This window comes from Paenibacillus etheri, assembly GCF_001012825.1.
In the GTDB taxonomy this organism is placed as follows: domain Bacteria; phylum Bacillota; class Bacilli; order Paenibacillales; family Paenibacillaceae; genus Paenibacillus_AQ; species Paenibacillus_AQ etheri.
The window spans coordinates 361,008-374,191 of sequence record NZ_LCZJ02000037.1; the positions used below are offsets into that span (position 1 = coordinate 361,008).

Genomic DNA, 13,184 nt, shown 5'->3' on the forward strand with positions numbered 1-13,184 from the left:
ATTAACCAAATGATCTGTAGGTTTATAAATAGTATAACCTAATAAACGTAGGAAAATTCGTAAATCTTACGATTTAGACCACCACTCCATCATACGTGAAATCGACATGTAAAGTCAACTACTATCCGATATTCCTTATATTGCCTTACATTCGACCTGCCTATACATCGTACTCCAGCTGTTTTTTGGCCTGAACAATAAAATCTAATGGGTTCTCAATAGTGCTAGATTGATATTCTACAGCACCGATTTTGAGGCCGAGGCTGACTTTATACTTTTTGATAAATTCAGTGTCATTAAGCTCTTGAAGCTTCAGCTTAATCCGCTCGATTACGATTTTCGCTCCATCACTATCGGTGAACAGCAGCAAGCCCCAAGTTGCGTCATCTTTGTCCAGCAAATACAGTGCATCATTAGTACGAATGCTGGCCTGACTGAGCTGAGACACGTCGTGAATAGCCTCAGCCAGCTTATCTTCGGGAATGATACGTCTAATCTCATTCCAGTATTTCACTTTCACTACAAGCAGTGTGAGTGGAATCTGATATCGAGTCGAAATACCTGTAAACAAGGCGGCATCCTTCTGAAAAGAAATACTGTTACGCAGATCCGTGTTCTCGTCGATGATAGCCATATTGGCATTCTTTTTCTCCAAACGCTGATTTTCTGCCTGCAGCTCTCGGTTGCTTAATGTAAATATCCATAACACCACCGTTAACAATGGGGTCATAATTAGCCAGAAGTACGTATTCAGTCCAATCGTTTCTCCGAGAGATATCGTCTGATACATCGTATAGAAGCCGTAAGCAAAGATAAACACCAGGTTCAAGACCAACCCTGCAGTCACCGTTGTAAAATACGTAACGATCGCCAGAATAAAAGCCACATTTAAAATGATAATATTCTGGATATAATCATCTGGTGCCCCTGAAATGAAGACAATGCAAATATAAAGAAGCACCAGGAACGATAAGAGAGCGATATCTGAAACTAAACTGCTGCGATTACGTCTCACGCTTATCACCACGTTTCATCATGTGTTTACGAAGCAGCAGGATCAACGATAGAATCACCAATGTCAGCACTAGCACAATTACAATAATGAAGCTCAGTATGTCTGTCCGTTCCGCTATTTTTTTAACCACTGAATCCTCTGCTGCTCCAGTAATGATCTTGAAACGGTGCGCGTTGACATTACCGTCTTTATCAACGATTACCCCATCGCCAAACACCTTCCATTTATCCCGCTCTGTAGCAATCAACTTCGACGCTAAGTAGTACTCTTCAGAGGCAACTCCCGTAACAGCAAGCAACCCCCGCCCCGCCTCAAATGGGGATTCAATCAGCTGCAATGTTCCGATTTGAGCTCCATAATGCTCTTCAATACTCATCTTCTCGTTGGAACGAATCGCTGTTCCGCTCCCGTTATATTGGAAATAGAGCTTATCATTATGATCACGGATAATCTTATTATTCTTATACGCACCTATCGCGATGATATTATTATTCTTCAAGTGATCAGTACTAACGCTATCCGTGTAGAACTGAATGTTCCCTGTATTACCGCTTGCGTATTTACCCAGCAAATTAAACACATTAGATAAACTCAAATATGCATAATCATCCATTTCTTCTGGCAGAACAACCGCAACTTGATTGTAAATCCCGTCACGTATGAACGGATACGGATAGTTATTAAACAAGAGCTCCGTACGATCCTTAGTATTAAGACGCATTACCGAATCCTTGCTGATATAAGCCCACGGCGTTTGATCCTTATCCAGGGTACATCCGGCACCCCTCAGCTCCAAATCAAACGCTACAGTTACCGTGAAATTACCGGATATATTCAAGCTTTGAGGAACTGGAAGATCCAGCTTATCGCCATTCGCCAACTCTTTGGTTAGCTTCTTGCTGCCAATGGGTGTGTTGTTGATACTAACGGTGACTAATGAACGGTCGAAATCTAAATTCTGTGCATAACGGAAATCCAATCTGACTCTGCCTGAATCTGCAATCGAGCGGTTAGAGGGCAGTGAAACAAAGTATGTCTGCTCCTGATGACGTGCCCCAGTGAGTTTATCACCCGTTTCTGTAAACGTAATATTGGAGCTAATCGAAAGGGGGGGTGCAGACACCTCAGTAGCATCATCTATCACCTTTAAATCACTGCTGGTTTGCCCCATTAACTCTGCATTCGCTAAAAAACGGCCTGCTTTAATCAGCAAGTTCGCATCTTTTGAGGTTACGACAAGTAGGGGCTGAGTATCCTTATTCACTAGCTGCAGCAATGCATGTGTACTTAAATCTTCAGAGGTGCTTAGTTGAGCCTTTAGCCCACTTGGTACTCTATCATACATAGCTACCAGTACAACGGCAGCTTTATTCTTTACCGTCTCTGGTCGATAGGGAAGCATTGGAATCGTTCTATCATCCAATGAATTCCCCTTCACAAGCCCGGAGAGCGCATAAGTAGCCGACTCCATTTCTGGCGCAGTACTTTTATCCGGCACGGTCAGAATACTATGATTCTTCGTTAAGGTATCAATGCCAGAGAAGCGATCGCTAAAGTCACTAATCCCTCCAGTCAAGGGCTTTGGCGTGTACATTACGTTAATGCTGGATGTATTAAATAAACGAAGCCAATGATCATAATCATAATCGACAGTACAAGACAGCTCATCTGTATTGCTCGACTGTAAATAGCCCTGAATGCCAAGCGTATTGGTTCCCTTTTTCAAAAGCTCCTTGGGTGCTTGAAGGACCAGCTGTTGTTCACCATTGTCCTTTAGAGAAGGTCTAAACGTATAGAATGGGCTACCATTTAACGTTAAGGTAACGCTAGAAATCTGCTCCTCGGTAATTTGTGAAATTTGAAAGTGCAGCTTAATTCTGAGCTCATCTACATTCCAATAATCCATGACCTCAAAATACTGTTGCTTAGCACTCGAACCCTTTAACGCAGTATCAGTCCCTGTGAAAGAGGTTGTGTAGGTTAATCTAGTATCCTGAAGCGGAGCCTCGGCGGCTGCAACATTCAATTGAATTAGAAAAAGAGAGAGGCAGGTTAACAGTATAACCATTTGTTTTTTCATCATCATGTTCTGTTTCTCCTGTGATCACATATTTCTCATATTACTTCTTTGTTCGTTATTAATAGCGTTCAGTCTTATACCACTTTGCTTCTCTTTTGAAGATGAGATCTTTGGCGTAAAGATATAATCCGTAAGCCGCGACAACCATCCACAGCTGACAATAAGAGACGTACATCAACATTACGATCCATAAATTGGACAAGCTCATCTCGCCCTTCTCTGTCGTTAATGTTATGAAAGTACCTACAACGAACAGAATGATGGCGAGCAGCCAGAGAAAATTGCTAAGCCCAGCAATGGTAGTATGTACATAGCCCAATGCATGTAGAATGAGCAGCACATCCGAGGTGATTAACGACATCAGCAATAAGAAGTAAATGGCTAGAAAATAAAGAATATCGAATCGGACTTTTGCGGCGGATTTATCGAAGAGCAGTGGGATATTTTTGACAATGACATAAATGTTGCCCTTAGCCCAGCGTGTTCGCTGCTTGAACCAGACTTTTAAGGTCTGTGGCTCCTGCTCCCATGTGACGGACTTCGGCTGGAATTTGATCCGATAACCCATCATATAAATTCTGAAGCTGATTTCTGTATCTTCGGCTATCGCTTTAACATCCCAGCCGCCGATACTTTCTACAATAGACCTGCGCATAATAAAATTAGTGCCGGGAATGGTGCATAATTTGAACAGCTTCCAGCGTCCAGCTTGCGCCATCCATTGAAAGGATAACGTCTCAATATTAATAAACCGGGTAAGTAGGCTCGCATTACGGTTACGGGTTCTAAACTTACCGATGACTGCGCCTAGGCTAGAATCATTCATGATCTCAGCGACCAGATAACGTAAAGCCGTTTTTTCCGGAGTGTTGTCTGCATCATAAATCGCAATTAACTGCCCTTTGCAATGGGTGAAGCCTATATTCAGCGCATTCGATTTCCCTTTGCCACCCGTAATCGCATCTGTATTAATGACGATCAGCTGGCGCCCCGGATTTCGGTTCTGGATACCTGCCAGAAGTTCAGCACTGTTATCAGAAGAATTATCATTAATCACAATAATCTCATATCGATCTTCCGGATAATCAAGTGCCAGCAGAGACTCCACCGTCTTACAGATTACTACCCCCTCATTATGAGCAGGAACCATAATTGAAACCAACGGATATTCGCCCTCTATCTCTGGTATCTCCTCATTTTCAGATTTAATGTAATATAAATAGCCTGCGATAATGAGGGTCACATTCACCAGCAGCAGAGACCAGATACAGATCACCGCAATTACCATCAGTATGTCTGAAATCGTCATAGGATCCTCCAAATCACGATTAGTTGTCTCACTTCAAATACTTTTTTCTATACAAACGGTATCCGATGATCATCAATCCGCCAAATAGCAGCAGAGAGATCATTATCGCAACTATAAAGAACTGATTCTGTATATTAAAAAGCGTTGTAAAGCTCTTCTCCTGCTCTTCTGTATATCGATAATCGCTATTCACTGTTTCTGGCGTATAGTTCAGACTCAGGGGTTGCCCATTCATAGAAATCACCCCTTCTGATGAAGTGATCGTATTGACGTCTGTAACAACCTGATGCCTTTCTTGTTTATAATCCGCAAAAGAAACCCAGTATTGTTCCAACGTCTTCAGCATTTCCTCAAGCTCTTCCATATCCTTAGGCATATCCACAGTGATTACCGTATCCATCGGCAGTTCTGGCAGCACATTATTGGATGTATGCAGATCCTGCAAAAAATCAATCGGCACGCTATATAAAGAGGATGGAAAGGCCTTGGAGGTATCGCTTCTCTCCATATAATCAACATTTTCATCTGGATACAATATCACAGAATCGAAAAAGCCCATCCCCGCCTCCGAGTATTCCTTGTCATACGTCCAGTGCATTTGTGCCCCGATTCCAAGCGGCCCAATCTTGTTTTGCACCAGCAGATTAATGAACTCGTTCATCTTCGCCTGAAGTGAATGATCCATATTACTAGTACTCGTCGAATGCATCGCAATAGGAGCATTGACCACAATGCTGCCATTATTCGATTGCACTCTTTTGATGGCTACCAAATAACGCTGCATTGCTGGATAATCGGTATTGCTGAACACTGGCCGCACACTTGCGAGAAAAGGAATCCCCACTTGATACAACCGCTCCGCAGTCTCTGTCAGCAGTCCCAGATCAGAGAAGGGATAGATCTCTTTGATCGCAAGATACACTTTGGGCGCTGCCGTGATATGAAGCCAGTCCTTCAGAACATACCCCATCGCTAGTGCACTGACATTCCCTTGTTCAAAATACGGAACATAAGCAGCATCCTCTTTACTCACAGCATAAGGTGCTTGCAGGCTATCATCCTGGAAGATCAGCTTTCCAAGGGACTGGGTTCCCTGACTTCCGGCTATATAGAGCATATCCTGTGCCTGAAGTGAAATTCCCGAGAACTGTCCGATCTGGAGATCTGGATTTGCGTCATACATGACATCCGTGGTTAACTGTAGTTTCTTTTTCAGCGAGGCTGGAGGGCTGTATCCGATATGTAAATACTGTCCCTGATAATGCTCCCAATCCTCTACATAAAATTTATTAGTAATCAAAATATCCGCTGCGTTACGGACCATAATCACTTTAGAGTAATGATTCAGCATCCCTTGTTCATATTGATCCAGACTTCTAAGTGTGACCTTAATAGAATAGGCCGCCAGTAGTCGCTGAAGTTCAATCACGTTGCCTTCCTTCGTTGTCCCCTTAGCGAGGCTGTCGTAGAGCAGTAGAACCTGCTGTGGTGAAGCTGCAGATTGAACAGGTTTGACGGGAACCAGAAGGGTTGTTAAAGTCAACGTCAGCAGCAATATACCGTTTAAGATTCCTCTGATGTTCAAATACTCACATCCTTTTGAGGCTTTGGATAAGGGCTAGAAGGTGTACTCTTATTAATCTGCTTCACCTGATTACTGTTTTTAGAAACTCTACGCCCAATCACACTGGATAGAGTCAGAAAAGTTACCAAATCAAAGGATAATGTAAATAAGAACTCATGCTTGGAAATGTCGGCATCACCTGCACCGATAATCGATACAAAAATACCTGAAAGACCAATGCCAATCGAAGCGACAATCAATACCATTCGCTGCATACCTCTGAAATTACGGGATTTGATCGCTTTTACAAAGGAAGGCATATAGAGTCCGATGACAAGCACCATCCATAGGAAGATGAACCCAAATGTTCGTGGTGCCAGCGTTAGTTTCAATTGGCTGTATCCGGTGAAAAAGTGACTCTGTGCTCGAAACTCCTTACCAACGGAATGCTCGAAGTTCCCCATAGCCGCCGGTTTGATTGAGAATGCACTTTGAGCTGCTACATTAAGAATCGAATTAAGCTGGTCCGGATTCGTTAAATAATATTTAAGGATGGATACAAATCCATACCGACTGTAGAAATTCTCTTCGAGTAGTGGTGAATTTACGTCTATGGTCACGTACTTTTCATAATGTATGCTGTTCTTCAGAATGGCGTATTGCTCGTCCATACCTAACGCTTTTAAAGCAGCCTCTGGATCAGGTGCTTCCTTCAGCACCCCTCGGGTCATGGCATGGAACTGGTTTATGTTTACGAACTCATTTGAGATATTCAAATACGTGAATACACCTGCGAACAGCATCAGAGCAAGAGACGCCATTGTCAGGATCCGAAATATCTTGTCTCTACGAATCCAAAGCAGTGAACATGCCAGAACAGCAATGATCATACCCACTGGCGCATTCTGCTGCTTAGAAGTAGTCAGGATCAGCGTACTAATTACGAATAAGGCCAGCATCGCGTAGTCATTGAATCTTTTTCGATATAACATCAACCATGAAGCGAACATGAAGATCATCGTGATCATCACAACGCTTTCGCCGTAAAAGGAGTTAAAATAAGCCGTATAACCGGTATCTCCGAATATAAAAATAGCAATACCTGCGATGATGAATCCCTGTTTTCGGGACATCTTCCATGTAATAGCCTCTATTAATAAGTAAATTGCGATTACATATAGAACCGTATAAATCGCAGCTTGAAAGCGGATGTCGAATACCTCACTACTGAAGAACAACTTATTAAGACCTATGGCCAGCTTGATAAATAATGACTGAGAGGAAAACAACATTGCGCCATTCTCATTAAAATATTGAAAGATTCCATACTGCTTCACAAAATAACCAAAGTACTGACTATCATAATCCGGCTGATTGAAATAGAGTCCATTACTATAAATGCTACGAAAAAAGTCACCGTTATCCGCCATTCCGACATACGGGGCTGTGAACAGCGCGATGACGGTAATAAGCAGCACTCCAAATGCACCAAGAAATGCAGGAGAAACCGATAAATTAGCAAGTGTTATCTCCTGCCTTAGAGGTGTTTTCACCGTGTTGTCCATCATGCAGGCTCACCTTCAATACATTAAGTTTAAGTTAATAGACATAGGCCAGTAATGCCATCAGGTTGTCAAAAGAATAGGCTTGGCCGCTAGCCACATCGCCGAATCCTCCATACAGTGGGCTACCCACATCTGTTACTCTGAACTCGTTCATTCTTTCAATGCTTTTATGATAGAGAGATTCATCTCCAATTTCTGAGCCGATCATAGCCGTAATGGCGTAAATAGCTGTGGACCGGATGTCGTTCAGCGGCTTACCTTCTCGCGAATATTGACCATATAACGTTCCAGCTTCGACCTGCTGTTTGATAAAATCAACGCTGGTGGATTTCTGCTGATCTACCTCTGCTAAGGCTAGAATGGATAAAAGCGACTCTACTGTATTGATATTTTCCGAGCTATATTTTCCAGTCTCATAATTAAACCGTGTCTCATAAAACGGAAATTCATCCGATAAGTATCCATTCTCCAATATTCGGTTCATATTATCCGTCAACTTCTTACTAAATTGGCTAGGAATCGACAATTTTTGCAAAGTGCCCAAATTAATATAACACAAAGTGACGAATGTGTTTGTTGAAGAATATTCCATGTCGTAGAAATCATAAAGATTTCCATCTTTCACATTATAGTCATAAAATCTTTCGCCATATTTATCCGCTTCAGCTGTATAGCCTTTATCACCAAACTTTTCCCCAGCCTCATAAAGAGCTCGAATCATACGTAAATCATCAACGGCAGCATTCAAGGGATATAACTTCTGCTGTTTAGGGCTGTAGCGGTAGCTGAAACCACTGTTCATATCAAAGATTTGATTAGCCAAATTCCATTGTTCCGCAAATCGCTCTTGTTGACCGCTACGCACAGCTGCCAGCATCCGGAGAGATGCCGATTCACTGAGAACCTCGTGTCCACTTGCCGCTTCCGCCGACTGATCTGTTTCTATAAAATTAGTATATACACCGTACTCACCTGTGAGCTTCGAGGTAATGAACTGCTCTAAGTCAATTACTTCCTGCGTCTGGGCTACCGTAGAATCATGATTTGAATCTTCGCGAACGGGTAACTTCGTAGGAGTAGTGACGGATGTAGTCGGTGTTGATGTCGCTGTTGATGTCGCTGTTGGAGCTGGCGTATTTTCACAAGCGGTTAGACCTGTGATACCTACTAGAATCGACAGTGCAGCAGCGATAATTTTCCTCAAATGATCACTTCCTTTAGCATTGCGTTATGCTACCTAGTATTATCTATAACGGTAATATACAACATATACTTAAACCCAAATGTAACATTTTGTATCTTTTTGTCGAAAAAAAGAGCTCTCCTTACGCCTCTTTGGTCGCTTCCATCCTCAATACGAATTGCTTCATGTGAGAACGTCGCTTCCTGCACATCACCGAAACCCCAGTGGCGCTTTTATCCTCCCCATTATAGTTCTTAGGACATAATATACCATAATAAGGAAGTGATCTGAACAAAATCTGAACATAAAACAATTTTAACAGTGAAATAAGTCACGTTTTATCAAAAAAGGCGGATTCCCGCGAAGCCTCAGCTTCCGAAAATCCGCCTAATCCAGCTACTTCTGACCTAACCCTTAATCCTACGATACGTTTCTTCATCGGAAACAACATACAATCTAGCATCCTTAGGAATAGCCTGATCCAGCTTTCGATTGATACTAAGATCGCTACGATCCGACAACAAGGTCGCACCTTGCAGAAGCAAATTCTGAAACGCATCCCCATAAGTCTTCCACGTAGCACTCACTGGAATCTCATAAATATCATCACCATATTTACGGCTCAACAGCTGCGTTATCACCTCAGAGTTGCCCTCTTGCAGCGCAGAGCGAACAGCCAGTCTGGAGATGGCATCATGCGAAAGAACGAACTCGTTTACCTGAACATGCCTGAAATTCTGTATATTCTTCTCTTGCATTATTTCTACAGTCGTATGTACTTGTGGTGCAATGCGCTCAATGCTAGAGGCAATTAATAAAGATTTGCCGTCGATCAGCGATGCTTCATCAATCCGTGTGTCCCCGAACACAATGGCCGCTCTTGCTTCATGGATGTTAGCCTTAACTAGAATCTCATCATTGGAGGCATCGCCACTAATAAAGTGGACTTGATCCATATGCTCCAGAGGATGACTTCCTGTCTCATCAATGATGACAATGTGGCATTTCGGCGAATAGCATAGAATCTCATCTACGGCAGCTTGTGCTTTCTTACTCCAATTAATTAGAATCACATGATCCTTTCCCCGAAAGCTCAACGTTCCCGCTCCTCTCCTTCTCTGCACCTCCGCAATGGAGTCAATGACCTTACCAATAACCAAGCTGAGGAGGCCGATACCAAAGATATATAGAAACATGGTAAACAGCTTTCCAACTACGGTCTCTGCAAAATAATCCCCATACCCCACTGTCGCCATCGTTGTCATAACCCAATAGAATGCATTAAACCAACTGTGAAACGTACCCGGCTCAATCAGGTAAGCAATCGACGCACTAAGAACTATAAAGATCAGAATAATTAACCCTATAGTCCGTTTACGCAACCGCATCATCTTGGTGGAAATTCTCAGAAACAGATGCATCTGCCCACCCCTTCTTCACATCAAGCTAAAAGTAAAACTTATACTTTCTTGTATTTCAATAAGGCTGCCACTCGACGGATGGATCGGGGCAACCTTTGTCTCAACCCTATTTCAAGTTCAAACTAAACAATCAAACTGCTAATCGCAAATGCTGTCCCAATAAACACCAAGCAAAGCATAGTGCCTACTGCCACATTTCCCTTCTCCAGATGCTCTGAAATCTTAAAGGTTGGGGTTGCCAATTCAAAGATCCAATAAGCCGCAATCAAGCACACATAACCTACCGCAAACCAAATGATCATGTGCAGAATGGAGGTATTCGTATATGCCGCTACACCAATAATAATAGCCGTTGCCAGAAACTTGCCGCCTAAAGCCAAGGCTACAGCCACATTGCCTTTCTTCAGCTCCTCCATATCTTTAAACGGAGTCATCAAACCAAAGATCACCATGCCTAACAATTGCAAAAGAATAATCACAAACACACTCACTACCAAATTAACCACAATCGTCACTTCGCCCACCCCCGAAATTTCGCATAAGCCGAATCATAGTCGGCAAAATCATGTACTTCCTCAAGGACTACGGAAGCAGTTTTCTGTTTCTCTAGCGCTGTATAGCGTTCATCATCAATCGGCTGCTTAATCCGATTACCTGAAGGGAGCTCAAGCACCGCAAAGTTTCTTGTTTTATCCTTATACTTAGTCTTGTATACTCCTACAATATCAACATCAGTGGTTACCGATACTTTAAGATTGGTAAGATCCTCTGCTGCCGTTTTTTCATCTGCATAAGACTTAATCGTGCTCCATGAAGACAGGCGAACTTCGTTCTTCTTATCCGCATCCGTGATTAGCTCGGCGTCCATGAACTGAAGTGTCCAGATTTTATCGCCAGTAGCATAATTCCCATCATTCGGGAGCAGTTCATTATCCGGCAAAACCGTCATGTCACTCCCAATTAAATCCCCTACGGTACTCTCTACCACCCGGTAGTCCCACGGAACCCGTGCTACACTATCTGAAGTTTCAGCTGTTCCTGAATCAAATACACTGCCCTGATTACTGGAACATGCGCTAAGCAACAGTACCGTCAGAAGCATCATACATAAGGCTCCAATTCGGGCTTTCTTGCTCTTATCCAATTATCTCACTCCCAACGCAATAAAATGACTGGCATTGCCTGTAATCAATCCACCTGCTCGGCCGAGCATGCCACAAGGCTTCCCGTTAATCACGAACATGCCTGTCAGTAGATGAAATTCACCCTCTGAAGTCGTTATCCGTGCTAAATCGGCTCTTTTTTGATACACGGTGGGGAAGAGCTGACTACTGTCATAACCGTCTTCGTCTTCAAGCTCTAACGCACCACTATCATCAAACATGCGCACCGAGCCCCCTTCACGACCAAAAACAGATTTGGACACAAAGTTCCCAGAGAATACTGGCTTATTATAAGTAGGCAAAATATAGCGCAAGATTGTCTCTCGCTCTTCCTTATCGAAAAGCAGGCCCAGCTCATACATTCCCCACACCGCTGCAACCAGCCCCTTGGACTGGAGCAATATACTGTGAGGACCATTATAGAGCTGAAGATTCCCTTGCTCTACCGCATAAGCGAGGGCATCGCCGCCTTCATCCACAGCCATCCACTCTTTAGGATATAGGGCGAACATCCGCTCGATCACACGGTCCCCCCCATCCTTGAGAATTCCATTGTCGACCCACAGATCAAGGCAATCCACACACTGGATATCGAGACCACTATGCTTCACTAATGCTTCAATCGTACCTGAATCTTCAAGATGAGATCCATAAGCGACACAAGCTGCGGTATCCGGACGTTCTATCTGCCAAGCTGCCGCAACTTGTTCCTTCATCCCTTGATTTGGACTGTACACACCAGCTTGATCACAAATCCAAGGCGTAGCTATCGAAGCTTCCACATAACCTGTCGGGGTATCCGCATTCAATTCGAGCAGCTTAATCGTCCCATCATGGGCTATGGCAAAGTCAAATCTGGCATACCGACTAATGAATCCTTCTTGTGGCATAGGACACCCATCAAGCATCTCCCAAAGTACAGGGGGAATTCCTAGCAGTTCATACAAATCGTGCTTTAGATGTACATAGCGAACCGCTTTATCGAGGATGGCCCAGAGTTTTGATGAGGCTTCTTCAAGCTCCTTATAAGTGTCCCTGCGCATTACAGCAATTGCATCCAACCAGTACTCTTCCTCTTCAAGATCCGCCCAAGTGAACCCAAGCTCATACAACGCTTTGACCCGCGGACCTCTTTCAAGCTCAGACTGATCTAGAATTTCAAATACACTCTGCTGCTCACTCATCCGCCAAAACCACTCTTGCTTGAGCCCGATCTCGAAGAGGACTTCGAACCTGAGCCAGATTTAGAGTTCTTCGAAGAGTTTAATCCGCTGGAATTGCCACCGATTCCATTCTTTGAGGAAGAACCTCTTCTCGTAATGGAACCTGTGGAGGAAGTCGATGTTTTGGGCTTTACAACAGAACCCGGGACCTTCTTATTCTGGAACTTCTCACTGCTATAGGTAGGCGGTTTATAAGTTGTTCTCGTGCCTCCATAATAAGTTGGACGGTCCTTAGACCAACCTCTGGAAGAGTAATTGCCACCACTGTTAAACAACATGTGATACAGCAGCAAGTCATCCCAGCCAAAACCTGAATGATATCCACCGTAGTTATTCACTACCGTCGTTCCATTATTGGTTACAACACCTTGGCCTTCCTGTTCTACCTCTTGTGCACCTTCCGGATATGGAATATTCCAATCCACATTTTTGTCAAAATAGGCTTTAACCTCTTCGGTAGACCATGACACTAGCTGTGGTTCATCTCCAGAAGTATTTGCGCTAGCCCCTGCGCCGCCGGGAATAAACATAGCGTTCGCTAACAAAGCTATGCCTAGCGAAGTAGATAATACTCGAATGGGCTTACCATCAGAGGTGAATAATTTGGATACAGCTAATTCCTTATCCTTTTCATCTTTAGACATCGTAAGGTTCTCCTTCC

The 13,184-nt window shown here is 43.4% G+C and carries 11 protein-coding genes; all 11 read right to left on the reverse strand.

Features of this window, described 5'->3' with window-relative positions:
- Window positions 1-160 precede the first annotated feature (160 nt).
- Window positions 161-1,015 carry a diguanylate cyclase domain-containing protein gene (locus UQ64_RS25110; RefSeq protein WP_060626099.1) on the reverse strand — a complete coding sequence of 285 codons (855 nt, stop codon included), beginning with the start codon at window positions 1,013-1,015 and terminating at the stop codon, window positions 161-163.
- Complete coding sequence (locus UQ64_RS25115; protein WP_060626100.1) at window positions 1,005-3,101, reverse strand: cellulose biosynthesis cyclic di-GMP-binding regulatory protein BcsB; 2,097 nt, start codon at window positions 3,099-3,101, stop codon at window positions 1,005-1,007. The genes UQ64_RS25110 and UQ64_RS25115 overlap by 11 nt, the downstream gene beginning before the upstream one ends.
- Before the next feature lie 52 nt (window positions 3,102-3,153).
- A complete protein-coding gene (locus UQ64_RS25120) occupies window positions 3,154-4,404 on the reverse strand; it encodes a glycosyltransferase family 2 protein (RefSeq protein ID WP_060626101.1) in 1,251 nt (416 codons plus the stop codon).
- 28 nt (window positions 4,405-4,432) lie between these two features.
- A complete protein-coding gene (locus UQ64_RS25125; RefSeq protein WP_060626102.1) occupies window positions 4,433-5,989 on the reverse strand; it encodes a hypothetical protein in 1,557 nt (518 codons plus the stop codon).
- Window positions 5,986-7,521, reverse strand: coding sequence for a glycan biosynthesis hexose transferase WsfD (wsfD, locus tag UQ64_RS25130; RefSeq protein WP_209445877.1), 1,536 nt, complete (start codon window positions 7,519-7,521; stop codon window positions 5,986-5,988). The genes UQ64_RS25125 and wsfD overlap by 4 nt, the downstream gene beginning before the upstream one ends.
- A 46-nt stretch (window positions 7,522-7,567) precedes the next feature.
- Window positions 7,568-8,737 carry a glycosyl hydrolase family 8 gene (locus UQ64_RS25135; RefSeq protein WP_060626104.1) on the reverse strand — a complete coding sequence of 390 codons (1,170 nt, stop codon included), beginning with the start codon at window positions 8,735-8,737 and terminating at the stop codon, window positions 7,568-7,570.
- Window positions 8,738-9,123: 386 nt separating this feature from the next.
- Window positions 9,124-10,104 carry a potassium channel family protein gene (locus UQ64_RS25140; protein ID WP_342447614.1) on the reverse strand — a complete coding sequence of 327 codons (981 nt, stop codon included), beginning with the start codon at window positions 10,102-10,104 and terminating at the stop codon, window positions 9,124-9,126.
- A 155-nt stretch (window positions 10,105-10,259) separates the two neighbouring features.
- On the reverse strand, window positions 10,260-10,652 hold the full coding sequence (locus UQ64_RS25145; RefSeq protein WP_060626106.1) for a DUF350 domain-containing protein: 393 nt from the start codon (window positions 10,650-10,652) through the stop codon (window positions 10,260-10,262).
- A complete protein-coding gene (locus UQ64_RS25150; protein ID WP_245238245.1) occupies window positions 10,649-11,242 on the reverse strand; it encodes a hypothetical protein in 594 nt (197 codons plus the stop codon). The genes UQ64_RS25145 and UQ64_RS25150 overlap by 4 nt, the downstream gene beginning before the upstream one ends.
- Before the next feature lie 39 nt (window positions 11,243-11,281).
- A complete protein-coding gene (locus UQ64_RS25155) occupies window positions 11,282-12,484 on the reverse strand; it encodes a glutathionylspermidine synthase family protein (RefSeq protein ID WP_060626108.1) in 1,203 nt (400 codons plus the stop codon).
- The gene (locus UQ64_RS25160) at window positions 12,481-13,167 is read right to left on the reverse strand and encodes a hypothetical protein (protein WP_060626109.1); all 687 of its coding nucleotides are present in this window, start codon (window positions 13,165-13,167) and stop codon (window positions 12,481-12,483) included. Before UQ64_RS25160 ends, UQ64_RS25155 begins: the two co-directional genes overlap by 4 nt.
- Window positions 13,168-13,184 lie beyond the last annotated feature (17 nt).

Coding starts and splice junctions, on each gene's coding strand:
- UQ64_RS25150 (WP_245238245.1), bottom strand. CDS start 11,242: ATGATGCTTCTGACGGTACTGTTGCTTAGCGCATGTTCCAGTAATCAG.
- UQ64_RS25155 (WP_060626108.1), bottom strand. CDS start 12,484: ATGAGTGAGCAGCAGAGTGTATTTGAAATTCTAGATCAGTCTGAGCTT.
- UQ64_RS25120 (WP_060626101.1), bottom strand. CDS start 4,404: ATGACGATTTCAGACATACTGATGGTAATTGCGGTGATCTGTATCTGG.
- UQ64_RS25115 (WP_060626100.1), bottom strand. CDS start 3,101: ATGATGATGAAAAAACAAATGGTTATACTGTTAACCTGCCTCTCTCTT.
- UQ64_RS25140 (WP_342447614.1), bottom strand. CDS start 10,104: ATGCGGTTGCGTAAACGGACTATAGGGTTAATTATTCTGATCTTTATA.
- UQ64_RS25160 (WP_060626109.1), bottom strand. CDS start 13,167: ATGTCTAAAGATGAAAAGGATAAGGAATTAGCTGTATCCAAATTATTC.